The sequence below is a fragment of the Sinobaca sp. H24 genome (assembly GCF_023845525.1).
Window position 1 is genome coordinate 18859 of the sequence record NZ_JALBWT010000043.1, and the last position, 19583, is coordinate 38441.

The window sequence follows — 19583 nt, forward strand, 5'->3', positions numbered from 1 at the left end:
GGCGTTTCGGTCTGTCACTCAAAAGGTATAGAAGAAAGCAGAGCTTTTCTAATAAAAAAGAAAAGCATGCAAATAAGATAGAATGAGGGAATGCCCAGTGACGTACGTACTACTTCTGCTCGGATTTGCTTTACTTATTAAAGGTGCTGATTTTTTTGTGAAAGGCGCGTCCCGTATAGCGTCAAACCTGCAGGTGAGCCCGCTGCTCGTCGGCTTGACCATTGTGGCATTTGGGACAAGTTCGCCGGAAGCAACAGTTAGTATTACTGCAGCGCTGGAAGATAATGCCGGCGTTGCCCTTGGTAACGTAGTAGGGAGCAATATTTTTAATATAACGTTTATTATCGGCCTGACCGCTCTGATTGCACCTTTGAAGGTGGAATCAGAAACCATTCGTAAAGAGATTCCATTTACCCTGCTTGCAGGTGCTGCCTTATTGATTCTAATGAGTGATATGGCTCTCCAGACAGTAAATGTGAACATTATTACACGAAGTGACGGATTTGTTTTATATTATTTTTTGCCGTTTTTTTATACTATATATTCGAAGTGGCCAGAAGAGACCGCAGCAGTCAGGTCCCGGAAGAACAAACAATACAGAAGGTATGGGGGAAATATATATTTCTGACGATTATCGGTTTGGCCGCTATTATCTTCGGTGGAGACCTGGTCGTTGGGAGTGCAACAGACATTGCGCTTTCCTTTGGAATGAGCAGCACCCTCGTCGGCCTGACGATTGTGGCGATTGGCACCTCACTGCCGGAGCTTATTACATCAATCACCGCAGCGATTAAAAAAGAAGGTGGTATTGCGATCGGCAATATCGTAGGCAGTAACATTTTTAATATCTTATTTGTTCTTGGCGCCGCTTCTGCCATATCTCCATTAGCAGTAGACAGCAAAGTGTTTTTTGACGTCATATTAATGATTGTACTGACCGTTGTTCTTCTTATATTCTCCAGAACAAGCTTTACGATTGGACGCCGGGAAGGGTTGACGCTGGCAGTTTTTTATATTTTATACATGATCTACATCATTTTACGCAACTAAACACCCCAGTCCGCTCTCATGAGGGAGAGACTGGGGTGTTTTTCCTTTACCAGCTTAATAGTGAGCTGAGGGCGGTAATAGCAGCAGCATAAATAACAGCAGCACCGAGAAAAATGTACAGGTGGGTATGCTTCTCTGAAGGCATTTCTTTACTAATCACATTAAAAATCATCGCACCGGATGTAAAAGCAATCATTGAATCTACATACAATCCGGTGGAAGGACCTAACATTCCTGCTGTACAGCCGGCAATCGTAGCGGCACCCAGGATAAAGCGTCCATAGTGAAGGTGTAAATGTTTATTTTCAAGCCAGAGGTTATAGGAGATACCGATAAAATGAAGACCAATCGCGGTACCGTAGAACATAGCCTCTAATGTTTTCACGTCGGATGATACGACAATGTAAGTAACCATAAAAGTGTATAGAGCAAAAAATCCCGCTTCAACAAAGTAAAAACGGGTGGCACCATGGGTTTCTTCTTTTCGGTAATCGGCTAATTTATAAATTGTGAAATAAACCAGCAGGCCGATCAGACCCAGTACATATAGCTCCGATCCAAGTGGAGCGTCGCCCCCCAATTTGTTTTGCTCATCATGAAGAGTAGGAAGAATATATACAAAGACGTAAGCAATAGCGACACCACCGCACAGAGAGAGCCAACGCGAAGTTGATAGCTTTGTTTTGGAAATCACCTGATTGGCAAACAATTGAATGAGTAAAAACCCTATACCAATAATAATTGAATCGATCGTAATCATAAGCAGATTCTTTCTCCCTTGAATTTAGTCTGGCTGCTGACGGATACACAAACCGTCGTTTCTCATTCTTTCAGCTCACTAAATATAGCATAAACCTCTGTAAAGCAAGCAGACTATTTCCGAAAACGTCAAAAAAAGTGCACCACCCTGTATTCAGGTTGTGCGACGGTATTTTGGTAGAATATAACTTTTATATAACAGGGTCATATCCGCTGTTTTTGTGCAGAAATTCAGCAGCAAATGCTTTAGATGCCGCCGGTCTTCCGAAATAATAGCCCTGACCGTAAACACAAGCATGTTCTGTTAAAAAGGCGAGCTGTTTCTTTGTTTCAATGCCTTCTGCTAATGGAATAATATCCAACGATTCCGCCAGACTAATAATAGCCTCAATGATTTTTCTGTTTGATGCCACGTCCAGGTTCATCGTTAATGATTTATCAATTTTAATCATATCGACGGGGAAAGAAGCCAAATAGGAGAGGGAGGAGTAGCCGGTGCCAAAGTCATCAAGCGCGATCCGAATGCCTTCTTTTTTTAATGTGTGAAGCAAGTCAAGTGACTGCTTTTCCTGGCGGATAATCATACTTTCTGTTATTTCGATGATCAATTGTTCCGGCGGCACATCATAGTACCGGAGAAGCTTAATAATGTCTTCGGCCATCTGTTTATTTTCGAACTGCTGGGGAGAGATGTTTACAGCTAACTGGAAATTATCTTTTTCTCCTTTAATCCATTCTCCGGCGATACGAAAGCTTTCTTTCAGCACCCACCAGCCGATGTCTTCCATAAGGCCCGCTTTTTCGGCAATCGAGATAAATTCAGAAGGAGGCACATCACCTAATTGAGGGTGTTTCCATCTTAACAGCGCTTCAGCACCAATTAAACGGTTTGTATCCAGTTGTACCTGCGGCTGGAACAGTAGATGAAACTGCCTTTGCTCTACTGCCTGTTTCAATTCATTTTTCATATAAAAGCTACGTGTATACGTCCCAAGAATCTCCTGATTATAAAATTCAACCCGGTTTTTTCCTTTATTCTTAGCATCATACATAGCCAGATCCGCTTTGTTAAGAAGTTCTCCCATGTCACTTCCGTCTTCAGGATACATACTAACACCGGCGCTGAGTGTAAAAAAAATCTTATCTCCGTTGATCACGAGTCCACCGTTGTGACATTCTTTATAAATAAGCTGAAAAATGCTGCGGATATAGTCTTCTGTCAGTATCTCTTTTTCCTGCGGAAGCAGTACAACAAATTCATCTCCGCCAATTCGGGCTATCGTGCTTTGAGCAGGGAAATAAGATCTTAGGCAGCCGCTTATTGTTTGCAGTGCCCGGTCACCGGCCGCATGACCATATATATCATTAATCTGTTTGAAATAGTCAAAATCAAGATAAAGCACAGCTGTCCGGGGATGGTCCATGCTGCGCGTGGGAAAGTAATTAAAAATATAGGAACGGTTATAAAGCCCAGTCAGGGGGTCTTTAATTAAAGCTCCTTCGAGCGTGAGACTTTGATTAATAATATATCCCAGCATTTTCATAAGCCGGACGTCTTCTTCTGTGAACCGATACGCGTCCAGATCGAATACGCAGAGACTTCCAATCATCTCGTTCTCATCAGTAAAAATTGGAACGCCTATTAAAGAACCAGTACCTATAAAGTTAGTGATCACATGTTCTTTTGTAAGCGGGTGAAGGCTTAGATCATTAATAACCAGCGGGTTTTCTCCGCTCTCCGTTACCACCCGGCAGAACTCATAACGATAGTTCCGTGTTTCTCCTTCTTTAAGCAGTTTGTATCTTCGGTTGAACACACGACGTATTGTATTAACGGTTCCGTTGGAAGTAGAAAAAAAGACCGTGTTTGACTGCAGGGAAGTGCTCAAGTAATCAATCGCTTCCGAAACGATATGGTCAAGCTTTTCCGTATAATTAATTTCGGTGAACTGCATCATTCTTTCTCCTTTAAACGCTTTATTACCGGTACCCCTTACCTTAAATCATATGGAATAGGCAACATAACTTATTCGTATAGTTACTCTTATTCTATCACAGTGAACTTAATAAAAAGTCAAATAAAGATTATAATTGGTTAATCGTGATATAATAGTATTAAGAGAATATTCCTGCTTTATTAAGAGGTAACCTGACTTTTTAGAAGGGAGGTGGCAAAGATGACTGCTCCTGAAAAAGAAAAAAAGGGTACCATTCGTGATGAAATAAAAGAATACGAGCTTGAAATTGACCGCATGATCAACGAAGGCTTTGCCGGCGGACGTATCATTGACATAAAGAAAAAGCGTCCGAAAGATAAAACAGCAGGCGCCGAAGATTCATAACTAATAATGAAAACCGGTCCTCGTAGAGAGAGCCGGTTTTATTTGGAGGAAAAAATGAAAAGCTGTATTTATGATACGTTGATGGCACCACTTGAACAGGTCAAGCTTAAGCAGATCCGCAGAGATATGCTTGCCGGTGTAAAAGGAAACGTTCTCGATATTGGCTCAGGTACAGGAGCATCGATGCCTTACTACAGACAGGCGGAAAGTGTGACCTTCCTGGAGCCGGACGAGGGGAAGCTGAAACGAATCTCCCGCCGTACAGCGCTGCCACACGTATCCTATTATATGGCACAGGCTTCTGCAGAGAATATGCCATTTTCTAACGATACGTTTGATGAAGCCGCCGCTTTTCTTGCTTTTTGTACCATTCCGGATCCCATTCGTGCGTTACATGAAACCGCGAGAGTAGTGAAACCCGGGGGACGGATACAACTTTTGGAACACGTTCGTATGGACAGCCACCCGAGAGCGGCAAGGATTCAGGATATTCTAACACCGGCCTGGGAGCGGGTGGCGGAAGGATGCCAATTAAACCGGTCGACCCGGCATCTTGTGGAAAAAAGCCCGCTTCGTCTGGAACGTGTCCAATCATTATACGGCGGTCTGGTCCTTATACTGGAAGCGTATGTGCCGTTCTAAATTATTCCTCGGACGTCAGCTCATTTACAAGGATATCCAGCTGTTTCTCCATGGACACACCGTCATTAAACCAAAACTCTTTATGATCTACCATATGAATTTGATCGTTTTCATAAGCAGGCAGGTTTTTCCAGATCGAGCTTTCCATCAGTTCCTCTGCTTCCTCTACGCCGCCTTCTTCATATACTGTGACAAACATATGATCCGCTGCATATTCAGGGAGGGCTTCAAGAGAAAGGGCGGCAAATTGCTCGCCGGTATCAATCACTTCCTCCTGCACAAGGTCTGGAGCAGGGAGCTCAAGCGTTTCGTATAAGTTATACGTTCCGCGCCCCGGGGTGGTGTGGACATATATTTCTTTAGCAGACAATTCATACATGCCGACTGTTTCCCCAGACTCAATAATATCGTTTATCTGTTCTTTCGCATCCTCTCCCTGCTGTTCGTAGGAGGAAATCCATTCTTCGGCTTCTTCTTCGCGGTCCAGCAGCTCACCAAAGTGAGCGACTTCTTCTTTTGCATCCATTTCCGCCCACGGTACGGTGATCGTCGGGGCGATCTGCTCGAGCTGACTAATTACATTTTCCTCTAAATATGTAGGAGCCACGATAAGATCAGGTTCCATCTCCAGTACTTTTTCAACAGAAGGATCACCAACATCTTCTGCGTCAGCAAGTTCCTCTTCCAGATGATTGGAGTTGTTTTTTAACGTGGAGTCGATTCCGATTGGTTCAATGCCTAATGCAAGAAGGTCTCCTGCAAACTGAAGCGCGATAACACGTTCTGGATCTGCCGGAATTTCCACTTCACCGTTACCGGCTGTTACGGTTCTCATACCGCCGTCTGCTTCTTCTGTTTCCTGCGCACTGCTGTTTTCCTCAGAATCACTGCTGCCGCAGGCAGCAAGAAAAAGCACAAAGCAGAACAGAAAGGCTGAAAAACCTGCCTTTTTAATATACATTAACATCCACCATCCTTTATTGATATTGAAAATCATTATCATTTAAAAATATAGCAGGAAATTCTTTCCTTGTCTACATGCAATATGCAGTTGACTTCAAGTGAGGACCACGATATATTCAAAGATATAAACCGATCGGCAAATGACAGCAGTGGGAGAGACCGGAGGGTACCAATCCGGCACCGAAGGAGCAATTCGCCAAAAAGGCCTTGGCGGTTAAACTCTCAGGTAAACTGACCGCTGCCGGATGCACCTCTGGAGAGAGCCTGCGGGCCACCAAAGGGGAGCTTCGTTCAAGAAGCTAATCTCTCAGGTAAAAGGGACAGAGGAAAGGCAGAAGAAATTCTGGCTTTCCTCTGTCCCTTTTTTGTATAGTAAAGCATTACCGAGGCAGAGGAAACGCTGAATCCTAAGAGGAGCGTGGATTTAATGGGATTTAACAGCTGTTTTGATATTATTGGACCGATTATGGTGGGACCATCCAGTTCCCATACCGCAGGTGCCGTATCCATCGGAAGGTTTGTTTATGAGTGGCTTGGCGGAGTTCCGGACTGGACAGAGATTATGCTTTATGGATCGTTTGCAGATACGTACCAGGGACATGGCACGGATAAAGCAATAGTAGGAGGACTTCTTGGTATGGAGGCTGCATCCCACAGCATACGTGAGTCGAAGCGTTATTCCATAAAAGAAGGACTTGTCGTTAAGATGAATCCCAGAACAGACATAGGATGGGAAGGGCATCCAAACACGGTCCATATTCATGCAAACCGCTCCGGATATTTTACAGCGATAGAAGGTGTTTCAATCGGAGGAGGTCTTTCCGAAATAAGGAGCATCAACGGCGAAGCGGTTTGTATCGACATCCCGGCAGACAGTAATATTAAACAAATAGCTGATACTTATAAAAGCAGATTGGCTGGCCGACTATGACAACAGAACGAATGAAAGATATCGTCAACGCGGCTGAAGCAGATTACCTATCCATTGGAGAGTGGATGCTGAACAGGGAAGTTTCACGCTCCGGCAAAACGAAAGAAGCTATTCTTCTGCAAATGAGAGAACGGCTGCACGTTATGAAGAAGGCCGTACGCCAGGGCATCACGAATACAGAGGAGTCAGAAAGCGGCCTTTCCGGCGGCGATGCCGCCCGAATGCAGCACTATACGCAGCAGAACGTGCCTTTATCTGGAAAATTAATCAGCGACGCGATGCTGTTTGCCATGGCCACCTCGGAAAGCAACGCCCGGATGGAAGTTATTGTAGCAACACCTACTGCCGGATCCGCGGGTATTCTTCCCGGAATCCTGCTGTCACTCGAAGAGAACCAGCATATCAGCGAGAACCAGATAACGATGGGCTTGTTTTCAGCAAGTGCCATTGGCTATGTGTTTGCCAATCATGAGATGATCTCCGGTGCTGCCGGCGGCTGTCAGGCAGAAATCGGCTCGGCCGCAGCAATGGCAGCCGGTACAATTGTAGAAATAAAAGGGGGGACTCCCACTCAGGCCTCCGATGCGGTGGCGATAGCGATGAAATCACTGCTCGGTCTTGTATGTGATCCGGTAGCCGGCCTCGTAGAAGTCCCGTGTGTAAAGCGTAATGTCATCGGCACTTCGATTGCATTCAGCGCTGCTGACATGGCATTAGCCGGTATTCAAAGCCGCATTCCGTGTGATGAAGTTATTGATACAATGCACCGCATTGGAAGCAGTATGCCTGGTTCGTTGAAAGAAACGTCCAAGGGCGGATTGGCAGTAACGCCGGCCGGACAGCGAGCGGCTTCTGCGATGGCGGAAAGACCCTGTTCTTTTTAACAGTGCAGGAGGGAAATGCTTTCTTTTCTATGATATGATTAAACACACATGAGTTCGCTTGGAAAAGGAGGATGGCTATGGATCTGATTTTATGGTTGTCAATTATTGGTGCGCTGCTTGTTGGTGTTGCGATGCACCGGATCGAGCGAAGCAAAAACGCAAAAAAACGGCATAAAAGCCGCGGCCGGATGCGCACCCGCCGCATCCGCTGAATGCCAGGCTTCCTGGATATACTATTTTTTTCAAAAAAAGCCCGGTTCCTCTTAGTAGAGGAACCGGGCTTTTAGGTGCAGACAGCTTTAGAACGTAACGTCTTGTCCGTAATAAGCAGCTTCGTACAGTTTTTTCATCTGATCTTCGGATGTTTCACGAGGATTTGTACCGGTACATGGATCACCGACAGCATTTTTCGCCATTTCTTCTACATGAGAAGTAAATGTCGCTTCATCAAGACCCCATTTTTGCAGGCTGGAAGGAATATCCATCTGTACATTCAGGTCACGAACCCATTCGATCAATGAGTCTGTCAGTTCTTCTGATGTCGTGCCGTTCAGGCCGAGGCGCTTTGCGATAACAGCGAAACGATCTGCTGAAACAGAACGGTTGAACTGCATGACGTACGGCAGGTAAATGGCGTTGGCAAGACCGTGGGCAATGCCGAACGTTGGACCGCTTTTGTGAGCCAGGCTGTGGGCGTTACCGAGTACGGCGTTGGCAAATGCCATGCCGGCCATTGCCTGTGCATAATGAACCTGTTCGCGGGCTTCTTTGTTGCCGTCGTATGAACGAAGCAGGTCATTCTTTAGTATTTCTGCGCCTTCTAATGCCAATGCATCGGTAAATACTGTGCGAGGCTTGGCTACATACGCTTCGATGCAGTGTGTCACGGCATCCATTCCTGTATTAGCTGTTACATCCTTTGGCATTTGATCTACTGTCATTGGATCAATAATGGCAATATCCGGCGTCAGTTCAAAGTCAGCCATTGGATATTTGATATTTGTTTCCGCGTCTGTCACTACAGACAGGTTGGAAATCTCAGAAGCACTTCCGCTTGTAGTTGGAATACCGATGAACTTCGCTTTGCCGCGCAGGCGTGGAAGTTCAAATGGTTTGGTTGCATCTTCAAACGTAAGCTCCGGATGCTCATAGAATACCCACATTGCTTTTGCTGCGTCCATAACAGAACCGCCGCCGATTCCAATAACCCAATCCGGCTGAAACGATTCCAGAACAGATGCACTTTCGCTGATTTTCTGCGTTGTTGGTTCATCAGATATACCTTCGATTACTTTTGTTTCAATCGATGCTTTAGCCAGTTTCTGCTCGATCGCATCAAGCGTGCCGTTTTTCTTGGCAGAAGCGCCGCCGATAACGAGGGCTTTTTTACCTTCTAATGTTTCGAGTACGCCCAGTGCGTCTTCTCCGAAATAAATGTCTCTTGGTATTGTAAATCTATTCATAGGTAAAACCTCCAGTTGATTGTTTGAAAAAGTGTGAGAGGTTCTTTACCCCAGGCACAAAATCAAGTATACTTCGTACAAGCAGATAATGTAAGTACCCACATTTAACACACATAGTGATAAAAAGTATACTATTGGGCTGTGACAGCCCATAAAGGGGATAAAGAACATGAGTAGATTTGATGAGAAAGTATACAACTGTGAAAAAGAATTAACGTTATCCATCATCGGCGGTAAATGGAAAATGTTGATTATCTGGCATTTAGGTAAAGAAGGAACCAAACGATTTGGCGAGCTGAAAGCCATGATTCCGGGTATTACGCAGCGTATGCTCGTTACCCAGCTGAGAGAGCTGGAAGAGGACCAGATCGTCCACCGGGAAGTATATCCGGTCGTTCCGCCTAAAGTAGAGTATTCCCTCACAAGTCATGGTGAAACCTTGATTCCTATTCTCGATGTAATGTATGACTGGGGCAGAGGCTATATGACGGATGTTCTGAAAATGGATGAAGAAACGATTCAGGCCCACGTTAAATAAATACAACTCCTGTCCGGACACCGGGCAGGAGTTTTTTTGTCTGCCGGTATTGACCCTGACGCAGCGTTATCCTTTATCGTAAAAGACAAGAAAGGAGGAAACGACAGATGCTTCAAATTAAAAAAGCGGCAGAAACTGCGGGAATCAGTGTGCGAACGCTCCATCACTATGATGAGATCGGACTGCTCGTGCCTTCCATGCGCACGGACTCAGGCTACAGACTATACAGTGATGAGGGCATGGACTGCCTTCAGCAGATATTGCTTTTCCGGGAAGCCGGTGTACCCCTGCTATCTATTAAGGAGATGATCTCACTGGAGGTGCAGACACAGGTTCGTATGCTGGGTACTCACAAGGAAAAGCTTCTGGCCAAACAGCGGCAGATTCAGGAAATGATCCACACGATCGAACGGACGATAAGCTACCATAAAGGAGAAGAGATAATGAGTAACGCTGATAAATTCACAGGGTTTGACTTCACCGATAATCCGTACATTGAGGAAGCAGAAGAACGCTGGGGCAAAGAGTACGTTACATCAGTAAACCGGAAAATTAATCAATGCGAGGAAAACGGCCAGGAGCGGTTTACTGCCTTATACCAAAGTCTGGCAGAAGTGCGCCGGTATGATCCGGGCTCTGATGAGGCACAGAAAAGAATCGGAGAATGGTACGAGCTTCTGCAGACGATCGGCACCTATCCGCCGGAAGTGTTTATCAGTCTTGGAGAGATGTATACCGAAGACGAACGTTTCACGAAAAATATCGATCAGTTTGGGGAGGGGCTGGCTGTGTTTATGAGAGAAGCGATGAAAATATATGGAACAGCCCGGCTTTCTTATTAAATAAAGAGATATTCACGAGACACCGCTCCAGGCAGGACGGTGTCTTTTTATGGAATCCGGATAGATTTCAGTCCTCAAACGCGCTATGCTGGTAGATATAACGTCTGATTATTTTTTAACTGCTGAAAAACGAAGCTCTCAATAAGCAGATCCAGACTTAGTATTGAAAGAAAGGCGATGTTTATATGAAAGCTGTACAAGTAACAGGCTACGGTGATATCGATAAATTAGAATTAGTTAACCGGACTATTCCAGAACCAAAAGAGAACGAGGTACTGGTTAAAGTGGAGGCCTGCGCCATAAACAATACAGAAATTTGGATGAGAGAAGGAGCCTATGGCACCGGGTCCCAGTCAGGGTGGCGGGAAGAGGGGGTTCAATTTCCCCGAGTGCCGGGTTCTGACATAACAGGAACGATAGTAAAAGAAGGAAGTTCTGTGACCCCCTCCATGCTTGGCAGAGACGTCGTTCTTTTCCCGTTTACGTCAAGTGGAAAAGCAGGATCTGAACATTATTCAGAAGATATGTCTTTTATAGGATCGGAATATGACGGCGGATACGCGGAATACGTCGTATGGCCGGCTCATTTATGTTTTGATATGCCGCTGTCCGACTATACAGAGAGTGCGGTTTTTACGGTCAGTGGTTTGACCGCGTGGCATATGGCAGAACAAATCCAAATCATGCCTGAAGAAACAATAGTTGTAACGGGGGCGAACGGCGGGGTGGGATCTTTAAATGTACAAATTGCTTCAAAAGTATATGGAGCAAGGGTTATTGCTATTGTAGGGGACCTGGCCCTGGAGGAGGATATAAGGCAACTGGGCGCTGCTCATGTTTTATCTTATAGATCAGTGAACCTTGCTGAAGAAATACTGGAAATAAATGACGGCCAGGTAGACGCTGTATTGGATGTCGTAGGGGATGCATTATTTTCTACTTCCCTCCAGGTGCTTAAGAAAGGCGGGAAATTCTGTACTGCTGGTTCAGCAGGCGGTCAGAAGACAGAACTTGATTTAAGAACCCTTTATTTAAAGCACATTACACTTTATGGTTCTGTATTAGGAACGAGAGAAGAGTTTGAGCGTATGCTTCAAGCCGTTTCAGAAGGAAAAATCAAACCGGTTATTGATTGTACGTATCCGTTAGAAGAGGCGAAAGCGGCGCAAACGTATTTTAAAAAAGCAGGAAAGCTGGGCAAAGTCGTTCTGCTTCCTTAAGACCAGCTGCCTTCTGTCTAAATGATTATACTCTGCCAGCACCACTTACTAAGAGTGGTGTCTTTTTTTACAAAAACGGGATAGATTTCATACTTTAAACGCGCTATGCTGATAGGGTGGAAAAATAGAGAAACGGGATAGGAGATTTCTAATGTATAAATTAATTGCAATTGATATGGATGGAACCCTGCTGAACGATCAGCATGAGATTACGACAGAAGTGCGGGAGACTATGCTTGAGGCCCGCTCGAAGGGTTCGCATATAGTGCTCTGCACCGGACGTCCCATTGGAGGCGTCTACCGCTATCTCGAGGAGCTCGGCCTGCAGGATGAAGGCGATTATGTCATCGCCTATAATGGTGCTTTGGTGCAGGACAGTCATACCGGCCGTGTGGTCTCGGAGTTGTCGCTGACCTATGAAAACCTGGAAGAGCTTTACGATGTAAGCCGGGAGCTGCAGACGCCCATGCACTTTTTTGATGCCGAGCAGGTGTATACACCAAATAAAGATATCAGCCGATATACAATCGTAGAGGCCTACCTGACACAGCTGCCGCTCAGCTATCGTGAAGTAAAGGATATGCCAAGAGATACGCTGTTTCCAAAAGTCATGTATATTCATGACCCGGAAAAGCTGAGTGAGGTTATCTCATCCGTGCCGGAAGCGTTAAAACAGAAGTATACGATGGTCCAGAGCGCTCCTTACTTTTTTGAAATTCTGCACCCTGAAGCAAGCAAAGGCAATGCGGTGCAGCAGCTTGCCGAAACGCTCGGGATTGGCCGCGAGGAAGTGATGTGCATTGGGGACAACGGCAACGACCTATCCATGATCCAATATGCCGGCTGCGGGGTCGCGATGGAAAATGCGATCCCGGTTATTAAAGAGCACGCCGATTATGAAACACGATCCAATAATGCGCACGGTGTCGCAGATGCTATCCAAAAACTGGTGCTCGCGAAACATCCTTCCTCATAAAAGGAGACGGTTCTATGGATATCCGCCATTTAAAATACTTTATAGAAGTATCACGTTTTCAAAGCTTCACAAAAGCTGCTGAGCATTTGTTTATTACGCAGCCGACTATCAGCAAAATGATAAAAAACCTGGAAGCAGATCTCGGAGCAGAATTGTTTGACCGGTCCCATAAACAGCTCGTACTGACGGATGCCGGACGGATGATTCTGGGACAGGCAGAAACGATTGCCCGTGCTTTTGACAGCCTGCAGACGGAGCTGAACGATTTGATGGGTCTGCAGAAGGGGCATATCCGTATTGGGCTTCCGCCGATTATGGATGCCGATCGATTTATTAAGATTCTCGGGGAATTTCATCAGCTGTATCCGAACATTACATTTCAGCTCCAGGAAAACGGCACGAAAAAAATTGAAGAGGATATCCGGGAGGACCTGCTCGATGTCGGTATTACCGTATTGCCGACCAAAGCAGAGGAATTTCATTCGTTTTCATTTATGCGAGAGGATCTCAAGGTAGTCGTTCCTCCCGCGCACCCGCTTGCCTCCCGCAAACAGGTTCGGATGGAAGAGCTTGAACAGGAGCAGCTTATATTGTTTAACAAAGATTTTGCGTTAAATGACCGGATAACCGATGCCTGCCGGGAAGCAGGGTTTTCGCCCAAAGTAGTGTCCGAGAGTACGCAGTGGGACTTTATTGGAAAGATGATTGCATCGCATCTGGGCATTTCTATCCTGCCCCACAGTGTGTCCCGACAGCTGCAGGAAGACCTATGTGCCATTAAAGTAGTCAAGCCGATGCTGGAGTGGGACCTTGCGATTATCTGGCGTAAACATAGTTATGTATCCTTTGCGACAACCGAATGGCTCCGCTTCACACAGGAGCGTTTAATGATGGAGGCGCCTTCTACTTAGAAGGCGTTTTTAATATGCAGCTATTCGGATAAAAGGCCTCTTACCCGGCAGTCATGAAAACCATCTCATAGACAGCGTCTATGCTGAACATATAAAATAGCCATTTTTCTTTTGCTGATGTGCCTTATATACTGAAAACAGACGCAAAGGAAAGAAGGGACGAACGACCATGATACATGCGAAACATCCAAGAGAAAGTTTAATTGTTAACACCGACCAGGTGATGATAAACGATTTGAACAACTACAACACCTTGTTTGGCGGGGTGTTAATGAAAAAGCTGGATAATAATGCGACGCTCTCGGCAAGGCGCCACGCAAGGGTTAAAGAATGTGTGACTGCCTCTACGGATTCCATTGACTTTTTGTATCCTATTACGCAGTCGGATTCGGTATGTGTAGAGTCTTTTGTATCCTATACTGGAGATAAATCGATGGAGATTTTCTGTAAGGTGATTGCCGAGGACATGATGACAGGCAAACGCCGGATGGCCGCCACCGCGTTTTTAACCTTTGTAGCACTGGACGAAAATAAAAAACCGCTCTCTGTTCCCGGGATTCTGCCGGAAACAAAAGAGGAGACATTTTTATACGAATCCGGAAAAGAGCGCGCAGAGCAGCGTCATATCCGCCGCACGCAGAGCAAACAGCTGAACAATATTATTGCCCTGGAAAAACCATGGGAAAAAGGAGCCGTTACGTCATGATAAAAACGATGCCCGGTCTGCATGACATTCAGCGGGCCAAAGAAGACTTACATCAACTCAAGCAAACACACCCGTCGTTGTATGAACAGTTTCACCACGTGGTCAGCCTGACCCGGCAGCTGCAGGTCCGCTACAGCTACCTGGGAGGCCTGCTGACGGACAGAACCTCAGAAGATGACCGGCCGGCTTTTATGAAAGAATCCGTACTGGATTTATACATGGAAGAGGTACAGCAGTTAAAAGCACGGGATGACTTTTCCGCCCTTTCGAATCTTTTAGAGGCCCACGATCACGTCGGCTGCTCGAAGCTCTCTTTAATGGTGCTGGGTGCCCGTCCAGAGATGATACAGGGATCAAGCTTTATTAAATAAAACAAACAACCGCCGCGGATGCGGCGGTTGTTTGTTTTATTTGTCCAGGCGGTACCAAAAGCGGGCATTGGCTGATAATACACGGGCAGCCTTTGCTTCGCCCAAAGTCTCTATAATGCATTGAATATCGTCCGGCCTGAATCGTTCCGGAGCCCTGGTTGAAGGAAGATCTGTTCCAAACATAAGGGCGTCGGGGTTTTCATTATAAAGGCGGGAAAGGGTGTCTGCTACATCGAGCTCTGTGCGGCTGAATCCCGTAGCTTTCACCCGTATCCCTCTGGAGACAAGACGAAGCAGATCCTCAAACCCATCGTCGGTAATGCCCAGATGATCCACTGAAACAGCCGGCAGTTTTTTCATCAGATCGGTATAGGTATCAAGCCTGCTGGAGGGAAGATAAAATTCCGAGTGCCAGCCTGCTGTGTCATATACCTGCCTGGCGAACTTTTCTATAGCTTTTGGTGAATCGGGATTGCCCCGGTGCAGATTGAAGCGGATGCCCCGTACCCCTAATTCGTCAAGTGCCGCTATTTCAGTCTCGGTCGTATTCGTGGGCAGCTGCGTTACTCCGACAAATTCCGGACCGAGACGGCTTAGAGCTTCTTTTAAATAGGACTGATCATATCCTTGAAAGGAAGCAGACACAAGCGCACCGCCCTGAATGGAAAGACCGCTCGTTTCATTCTGATAATCTGTGATCGTATACGGCTCGGGCAGGTACCCCTGATTCACTGTGAGCGGGTACTGCGGGTCTACTATATGAAAATGCGCATCAAATCGTTCCATTTTTATACCGGACTCAGCTCAATCGCCGCCTGCAGGGCTGCCTGCAGACTTCTCGGATCGGCAATGTTTTTTCCGGCAATATCAAAAGCCGTGCCGTGATCCACGGACGTACGGATAACGCCATAATTTAATCCGACGGTAATATTGACTCCGGCTTCGAGGCCGAGAACTTTTACAGGAGCATGACCCTGATCGTGGTAGCAGGCGACGACAATATCAAAATCACCGCGCACCGCCCGGTAAAAGAGCGTATCCGCCGGCGATGGGCCTACGACATCCATACCCTGCTGCTGCGCCTTCTCAATAGCCGGAACGAGCTTTTCTTCCTCTTCGCCCTGTCCAAAAAGGCCGTTTTCGCCGGCGTGGGGATTAATGCCGCAGACAGCGATCCGTGGATGGGGGATGCCGGCTTTGATGAGCGTTTCGTTTGCAAGGGACAAAACATTAAAAGTCCTCTCCGGGTTGATTGCATCAATGGCGTCCCGGAGACCTAAATGAGTCGTCAGGTGAATTACTTTTAAATTCGGGGCGGAAAGCATCATTGAATAATCTTTTGTATCGGTAAGGCCCGCGAGAATTTCCGTATGGCCAGGGTACTTGTAGCCTGCCCCCTGCATCGCTTCTTTATTTAACGGAGCCGTGCAGATGCTGTCTACTTCCTGATTCATCGCAAGAGCTACGGCTTTTTCTACATATAAATAGGAATGTTTGCCTGCTTCAAACGACAACTTTCCAAACGCCAGATTCTCCGGAAGTGCTCCTACCTGCAGGCAGTCAATCGTGCCTTGGGAAAAAGCGGCGTCTGCGACGGATGAAATAGAAGCTGCTTTTACAGACAGGCCGCATAAGGAAGCCGCTTCATTTAAACGTGCGGTGTCCCCAACTACGAAAGGCCGGCAGCGGGTATAGATCGTCTCATCCTGAAGTGCTTTGACAATGATTTCCGGTCCGACACCGGCTGCGTCGCCCATCGTAATGGCAATAATTGGTTTACTCATAACTTTGTACCTCCTTGAAAAAAATGTAGAGCCTGTACAAGGGAATCTTCGTTTCCGAATCCTCCTGCCTTTGTCATAACGAGAGGGCGGTAAGCCCCTCTTAAGCAGCCGAGGGGAATACCCGGCTCCCATTCGCCGTAAAGCTCCAGTGAATCACTGCCAAGGGCCGTACTGACAGCTGCTGCGATATCGCCTCCGGTGAGAAACAGGCCCTCATATGGCAGGCTTTCATAGATACGTCGTACGATTCTGCCTGTTTGCTCCGCCATATAAAGCGATGCTTCCTGCAGGCTCAGCCCGGCATCGGCAGCGAGGTTTTCGACAGCCTGTACGGCGGTTCGGCCCGACTCAATGTATAGAAGAAGATAAAACGGCTCCTGATGAATAATTTGTGCGATGATTCTATCTATTTCCATTTCCCGGCTTTTCTGATCAAAAAACAAAGCGGGGGAGAGCGACAGCGGGACGATGGCTGGCTCTGTCATTAGAGTCTGCCGCTGCCTGCGGCTTATTTCCGCTCGGCTTCCGACCACAAACAGCGCTGATCGTGCCGCCGGGTTTTTCATAAGTGTTTGATAGGCCGGATTTTGCTGTTCTTTTGAAGCAGCAGGAAAAAGATAAGCTGCGGCTCCCGCTGATCCGGCAAAGATGATAGAAAAACCGGACTGCTGCAGCCGCTCCATTCCCGCCTGTAATTCTATATCTGTTTGACTATCAAAAGAAAGGTAAGCAACTTCCCGCTGTTTCATTCTGTTCAGCACAGTGTCCAACTCCGCCCCGTGCAGCATATCATCGGACAAATGTGCCGCCCGTCGGCTGCTATGGACTTCTATGAGCTCGACCACGTTGGATGTTCCGACTGTCTGGTCTGCAGACGTTGTGTAGCCTGCGTCCTGCCAGCGGCACCTCGTTAACATAAAGCCTTCCTTCTTTAATGATCCGGTGCTTATCCGGATAGGAAGGATTCACCACTATAAAATCCGGCTGGAACGCATCATATACAGCGTCCAGTTCTGCACCCACTGCTCCGCGGAGAGTGGAATCAAGTTTTTTATATACGATATCCGGTTTACCGGAAGCAAGTACGTCAGCTGTGCGGCGCACTCTATTATACGCCTGCTGTGCGCCAAGCGGACGGGAATCCGTGTTAACAATTAACACCTGTTCCTGAAGCATGGCGGAAGAAAGGGTATCTGTTAAAGCAACAGCGGGAGTGTAGCCGTTTCCGGCACACTGGACACCCGCGTCATTTGCTCCGGTTAAATCATCCGCTATGATACATACATCCACTGTATAACACCTCGCTGCTATTTAGTTTCGTCACTGCTGCCTGTTTCAAAATCCTCTTTCGTTCCGATAATGCCGCGTTTACGCTGGTAACGGTCGATGAGTATAACGGCTATTGGACAAAGAATCGCAGTCACGATAACAGAGATCGAAATCTGGGCTGTGGCTAGACTGGCCAGATTCTGGTACGCATCCGCATCGGCCTGGCTCATTGCCCCGCTGGCTGCAGACGTGGCTGCCGCTGCAGCAATGGCTGCCGGGGTACCGACCGCGTTTCCAGCCGTTGAGGCTTCGGCAATAGGTGCAATATAGCTTCTTTCTCTAAACAGCTTAAAGACCAGAATACCGCCAAGTCCAGTAAGAATAGTTGTCATCAGACCGAGAGCAATACCGGCTCCAACAACTTCCGGGTTAAAGAAAAGCGCGAAGTTCATGCCGGCACCAAGAGCAAAGGCGAAAAACGGCACTGGCAGAATCTCTCCGGGTTTTAAGAACGTGCGGATATCCTCATCAAGGTTTCCTAAAATCATACCGATAGCAATTGGAAGCAGCACGGCAAGGAACGTTGCAAATGGGAACGTGGCACCAAGCAGGCCGAGAGACATCATTGTGAAAAAGGGACCATCATTAATAGAGAGGACAGCCACGCCGCCTACGTCGGAACGGTTACCGTACTGGCTGGTAAGAGCAGCGTACATGCCGCCGTTTCCGTTTGTCATAGCAGCGATTATGGCGACAGTGGAAAGGCCAAGAATGCCGCTCATCGGATCGAAAAAGAAACCAAAAGCAAGACCAATGAACAGGCCGACTAAGTATTTACTGGATGTAAGCAGAACGCCTTTTTTCAGCGCCTTGCCGCCGATTTTCAAGTTCATTTGTGAACCGGCGCAAAAGAGAAACAAAGCAATCAGTACGAGCGCCCCGTCTTTAAAAAGCTCCTGGGAAAAGCCGCCGATTCTCAGGAATTCGTAGGTACCTTCCTCTGTCTCAGGAGCACCGATAAATTGAAGAAACTGTACGATGAATCCTAGCTGCAGCTGATCAATCGTATTGAGAAGCGCACCGAGCATCAGGGGAACGACCATTAATCCCCCTGGAACTTTTTCAACCGTCTTCTTGATTTGCATACCTGTTCCTCCTTTTTAGTAAACGCTTTCAATCGTGCGGGTTAAAAAGAAAAGAAAGACAAAACCGTCGTTTCTTTTCCTTTCCTTTTTTATAAAAATGAATCATCACGAATTGACAAACGCTTTCATAAACTTATAATGATTGTTACAGCAAGCATTTAAAATTGCAACATCCAGACAATTATTGTTTAAATATGAAACACTTTTTAAAAGGAGATGGAAATGACAGTAAAAATTGGTGTACTTGCCCCATACAGAGGACTGGAGCATGTGGTGCTCGATCAGGCAGCTTTACTCAATGGAATTGAAATAGACATGAGTGTGACCCGGGAAGTGGATGCGCTTCGGCAGGCAGCGCTTCTCGAAGAACGCGGCGTCGACGTGATTGTCAGCCGCGGGTTGACGGCAGCAACGATTAAAGGAAGTGCCGCAGTACCGCTTGTTGAGATAGACGTATCCGGTTTTGATATTCTGCGTACGCTGCTGCTTGTGAGGGGTACCAAAGAAAAGGCGCGGGTAATCGGGTTTCCAAGCGTCTGCAACGGCGTGAGTGAAGTCTCCAAGCTGCTGGCATTATCTATCCCATACACGAAAGTAAACACGCCCGCTGAGACAGAGCGTGCCGTATATGAGGCCTGGGAGAATGGAACGACGTTGATCATCGGGGATGCGGTGACGATGAGCTTTGCAGAAAAATTTGGTCTGAAAGGCATTATGATTACTTCCGGGAGGGAATCGGTCGCCCAGGCCCTTCTTCAGGCTGAACAGATCGGCCGTGTGCTGTTAA

General features: G+C 46.8%; 22 protein-coding genes, 1 pseudogene and 2 riboswitches. Of the genes and pseudogenes, 14 read left to right on the forward strand and 9 right to left on the reverse strand.

All coding sequences use genetic code 11. The features are described from left to right. Positions 1-97 precede the first annotated feature (97 nt). Positions 98-1050 (forward strand): annotated as a pseudogene (locus tag MMY81_RS29310) (calcium/sodium antiporter). A 46-nt stretch (positions 1051-1096) separates the two neighbouring features. On the opposite strand, the gene MMY81_RS29315 reads toward MMY81_RS29310, so the two are convergent. Both MMY81_RS29315 and MMY81_RS29320 read right to left on the reverse strand, forming a co-directional pair. Next, the gene (locus MMY81_RS29315) at positions 1097-1810 is read right to left on the reverse strand and encodes a hypothetical protein (protein WP_252315608.1); all 714 of its coding nucleotides are present in this window, start codon (positions 1808-1810) and stop codon (positions 1097-1099) included. A 190-nt stretch (positions 1811-2000) separates the two neighbouring features. Then, positions 2001-3767, reverse strand: a complete 1767-nt coding sequence (locus tag MMY81_RS29320) for a bifunctional diguanylate cyclase/phosphodiesterase (RefSeq protein ID WP_252315609.1) — start codon at positions 3765-3767, stop codon at positions 2001-2003. Between the two features lie 219 nt (positions 3768-3986). Between MMY81_RS29320 and MMY81_RS29325 the strand changes: the two genes are divergently transcribed. Together MMY81_RS29325 and MMY81_RS29330 are read left to right on the forward strand one after the other, a co-directional pair. Then, positions 3987-4151, forward strand: a complete 165-nt coding sequence (locus MMY81_RS29325; RefSeq protein ID WP_252315610.1) for a hypothetical protein — start codon at positions 3987-3989, stop codon at positions 4149-4151. A 54-nt stretch (positions 4152-4205) separates the two neighbouring features. Beyond that, positions 4206-4793: a class I SAM-dependent methyltransferase gene (locus tag MMY81_RS29330; protein WP_252315611.1), complete on the forward strand. Its 588-nt coding sequence runs from the start codon at positions 4206-4208 to the stop codon at positions 4791-4793. 1 nt (position 4794) lies between these two features. On the opposite strand, the gene MMY81_RS29335 is transcribed toward MMY81_RS29330, so the two are convergent. Next, positions 4795-5754, reverse strand: a complete 960-nt coding sequence (locus MMY81_RS29335) for an ABC transporter substrate-binding protein (RefSeq protein WP_252315612.1) — start codon at positions 5752-5754, stop codon at positions 4795-4797. 142 nt (positions 5755-5896) lie between these two features. Beyond that, a riboswitch (glycine riboswitch) is annotated at positions 5897-6004 on the forward strand. A gap of 2 nt (positions 6005-6006) precedes the next feature. Then, positions 6007-6083, forward strand: a riboswitch (glycine riboswitch). A gap of 100 nt (positions 6084-6183) precedes the next feature. On the opposite strand from MMY81_RS29335, the gene MMY81_RS29340 reads away from it, so the two are divergent. From MMY81_RS29340 to MMY81_RS29350, 3 genes are all read left to right on the forward strand, one after another. Next, positions 6184-6687, forward strand: coding sequence for a serine dehydratase beta chain (locus tag MMY81_RS29340; RefSeq protein ID WP_252315613.1), 504 nt, complete (start codon positions 6184-6186; stop codon positions 6685-6687). Further along, the gene (gene sdaAA / locus MMY81_RS29345) at positions 6684-7571 is read left to right on the forward strand and encodes an L-serine ammonia-lyase, iron-sulfur-dependent, subunit alpha (protein WP_252315614.1); all 888 of its coding nucleotides are present in this window, start codon (positions 6684-6686) and stop codon (positions 7569-7571) included. The genes MMY81_RS29340 and sdaAA overlap by 4 nt, the downstream gene beginning before the upstream one ends. A gap of 71 nt (positions 7572-7642) precedes the next feature. After that, entirely contained in the window at positions 7643-7783 is a 141-nt protein-coding gene (locus MMY81_RS29350) for a hypothetical protein (RefSeq protein WP_252315615.1), read from the forward strand. A gap of 87 nt (positions 7784-7870) precedes the next feature. On the opposite strand, the gene MMY81_RS29355 is transcribed toward MMY81_RS29350, so the two are convergent. Beyond that, positions 7871-9034: an iron-containing alcohol dehydrogenase gene (locus tag MMY81_RS29355; protein ID WP_252315616.1), complete on the reverse strand. Its 1164-nt coding sequence runs from the start codon at positions 9032-9034 to the stop codon at positions 7871-7873. Between the two features lie 169 nt (positions 9035-9203). Between MMY81_RS29355 and hxlR the strand changes: the two genes are divergently transcribed. The 7 genes from hxlR (at position 9204) to MMY81_RS29390 (ending at position 14598) form a co-directional block, all read left to right on the forward strand. Beyond that, entirely contained in the window at positions 9204-9572 is a 369-nt protein-coding gene (gene hxlR, locus MMY81_RS29360; RefSeq protein WP_120194074.1) for a transcriptional activator HxlR, read from the forward strand. A 107-nt stretch (positions 9573-9679) separates the two neighbouring features. Continuing rightward, positions 9680-10414, forward strand: a complete 735-nt coding sequence (locus MMY81_RS29365) for a MerR family transcriptional regulator (protein ID WP_252315617.1) — start codon at positions 9680-9682, stop codon at positions 10412-10414. A 185-nt stretch (positions 10415-10599) separates the two neighbouring features. Further along, complete coding sequence (locus MMY81_RS29370; protein WP_252315618.1) at positions 10600-11634, forward strand: zinc-binding dehydrogenase; 1035 nt, start codon at positions 10600-10602, stop codon at positions 11632-11634. A gap of 151 nt (positions 11635-11785) precedes the next feature. Continuing rightward, complete coding sequence (gene yidA, locus MMY81_RS29375) at positions 11786-12610, forward strand: sugar-phosphatase (RefSeq protein WP_252315619.1); 825 nt, start codon at positions 11786-11788, stop codon at positions 12608-12610. A gap of 14 nt (positions 12611-12624) precedes the next feature. After that, positions 12625-13521, forward strand: a complete 897-nt coding sequence (gene cidR / locus MMY81_RS29380; RefSeq protein WP_252315620.1) for a cidABC operon transcriptional activator CidR — start codon at positions 12625-12627, stop codon at positions 13519-13521. Between the two features lie 169 nt (positions 13522-13690). Beyond that, entirely contained in the window at positions 13691-14227 is a 537-nt protein-coding gene (locus tag MMY81_RS29385) for an acyl-CoA thioesterase (RefSeq protein WP_252315621.1), read from the forward strand. Then, positions 14224-14598: a hypothetical protein gene (locus MMY81_RS29390; RefSeq protein ID WP_252315622.1), complete on the forward strand. Its 375-nt coding sequence runs from the start codon at positions 14224-14226 to the stop codon at positions 14596-14598. Before MMY81_RS29385 ends, MMY81_RS29390 begins: the two co-directional genes overlap by 4 nt. A gap of 36 nt (positions 14599-14634) precedes the next feature. On the opposite strand, the gene MMY81_RS29395 is transcribed toward MMY81_RS29390, so the two are convergent. The 5 genes from MMY81_RS29395 to MMY81_RS29415 are packed head-to-tail and all read right to left on the reverse strand — an operon-like array spanning position 14635 to position 18796. After that, positions 14635-15384, reverse strand: coding sequence for an amidohydrolase family protein (locus MMY81_RS29395; RefSeq protein ID WP_252315623.1), 750 nt, complete (start codon positions 15382-15384; stop codon positions 14635-14637). A gap of 2 nt (positions 15385-15386) precedes the next feature. Beyond that, complete coding sequence (gene pdxA / locus MMY81_RS29400; protein WP_252315624.1) at positions 15387-16382, reverse strand: 4-hydroxythreonine-4-phosphate dehydrogenase PdxA; 996 nt, start codon at positions 16380-16382, stop codon at positions 15387-15389. Then, complete coding sequence (locus MMY81_RS29405; protein WP_252315625.1) at positions 16379-17299, reverse strand: nucleotide-binding domain containing protein; 921 nt, start codon at positions 17297-17299, stop codon at positions 16379-16381. The genes pdxA and MMY81_RS29405 overlap by 4 nt, the downstream gene beginning before the upstream one ends. After that, entirely contained in the window at positions 17202-17672 is a 471-nt protein-coding gene (locus tag MMY81_RS29410; RefSeq protein ID WP_252315626.1) for a four-carbon acid sugar kinase family protein, read from the reverse strand. The genes MMY81_RS29405 and MMY81_RS29410 overlap by 98 nt, the downstream gene beginning before the upstream one ends. A gap of 17 nt (positions 17673-17689) precedes the next feature. Then, on the reverse strand, positions 17690-18796 hold the full coding sequence (locus MMY81_RS29415; protein ID WP_252315627.1) for a 2-keto-3-deoxygluconate permease: 1107 nt from the start codon (positions 18794-18796) through the stop codon (positions 17690-17692). A gap of 222 nt (positions 18797-19018) precedes the next feature. Here MMY81_RS29415 and MMY81_RS29420 point away from each other — a divergent pair. After that, positions 19019-19583, forward strand: a 565-nt coding sequence (locus tag MMY81_RS29420; protein ID WP_252315628.1) for a PrpR N-terminal domain-containing protein, incomplete at its 3' end; no start/stop codon positions are given.

What these genes read in the sequence shown, in the direction of transcription:
- MMY81_RS29320 (WP_252315609.1), bottom strand. Translation starts at nt 3,767, where the DNA reads ATGATGCAGTTCACCGAAATTAATTATACGGAAAAGCTTGACCATATC.
- cidR (WP_252315620.1), top strand. Translation starts at nt 12,625, where the DNA reads ATGGATATCCGCCATTTAAAATACTTTATAGAAGTATCACGTTTTCAA.
- MMY81_RS29315 (WP_252315608.1), bottom strand. Translation starts at nt 1,810, where the DNA reads ATGATTACGATCGATTCAATTATTATTGGTATAGGGTTTTTACTCATT.
- MMY81_RS29405 (WP_252315625.1), bottom strand. Translation starts at nt 17,299, where the DNA reads ATGTTAACGAGGTGCCGCTGGCAGGACGCAGGCTACACAACGTCTGCA.
- pdxA (WP_252315624.1), bottom strand. Translation starts at nt 16,382, where the DNA reads ATGAGTAAACCAATTATTGCCATTACGATGGGCGACGCAGCCGGTGTC.
- MMY81_RS29365 (WP_252315617.1), top strand. Translation starts at nt 9,680, where the DNA reads ATGCTTCAAATTAAAAAAGCGGCAGAAACTGCGGGAATCAGTGTGCGA.
- MMY81_RS29385 (WP_252315621.1), top strand. Translation starts at nt 13,691, where the DNA reads ATGATACATGCGAAACATCCAAGAGAAAGTTTAATTGTTAACACCGAC.
- MMY81_RS29350 (WP_252315615.1), top strand. Translation starts at nt 7,643, where the DNA reads ATGGCTATGGATCTGATTTTATGGTTGTCAATTATTGGTGCGCTGCTT.
- yidA (WP_252315619.1), top strand. Translation starts at nt 11,786, where the DNA reads ATGTATAAATTAATTGCAATTGATATGGATGGAACCCTGCTGAACGAT.
- MMY81_RS29325 (WP_252315610.1), top strand. Translation starts at nt 3,987, where the DNA reads ATGACTGCTCCTGAAAAAGAAAAAAAGGGTACCATTCGTGATGAAATA.
- MMY81_RS29355 (WP_252315616.1), bottom strand. Translation starts at nt 9,034, where the DNA reads ATGAATAGATTTACAATACCAAGAGACATTTATTTCGGAGAAGACGCA.
- MMY81_RS29395 (WP_252315623.1), bottom strand. Translation starts at nt 15,384, where the DNA reads ATGGAACGATTTGATGCGCATTTTCATATAGTAGACCCGCAGTACCCG.
- MMY81_RS29330 (WP_252315611.1), top strand. Translation starts at nt 4,206, where the DNA reads ATGAAAAGCTGTATTTATGATACGTTGATGGCACCACTTGAACAGGTC.
- MMY81_RS29370 (WP_252315618.1), top strand. Translation starts at nt 10,600, where the DNA reads ATGAAAGCTGTACAAGTAACAGGCTACGGTGATATCGATAAATTAGAA.
- MMY81_RS29335 (WP_252315612.1), bottom strand. Translation starts at nt 5,754, where the DNA reads ATGTATATTAAAAAGGCAGGTTTTTCAGCCTTTCTGTTCTGCTTTGTG.
- hxlR (WP_120194074.1), top strand. Translation starts at nt 9,204, where the DNA reads ATGAGTAGATTTGATGAGAAAGTATACAACTGTGAAAAAGAATTAACG.
- MMY81_RS29390 (WP_252315622.1), top strand. Translation starts at nt 14,224, where the DNA reads ATGATAAAAACGATGCCCGGTCTGCATGACATTCAGCGGGCCAAAGAA.
- MMY81_RS29415 (WP_252315627.1), bottom strand. Translation starts at nt 18,796, where the DNA reads ATGCAAATCAAGAAGACGGTTGAAAAAGTTCCAGGGGGATTAATGGTC.
- MMY81_RS29340 (WP_252315613.1), top strand. Translation starts at nt 6,184, where the DNA reads ATGGGATTTAACAGCTGTTTTGATATTATTGGACCGATTATGGTGGGA.
- sdaAA (WP_252315614.1), top strand. Translation starts at nt 6,684, where the DNA reads ATGACAACAGAACGAATGAAAGATATCGTCAACGCGGCTGAAGCAGAT.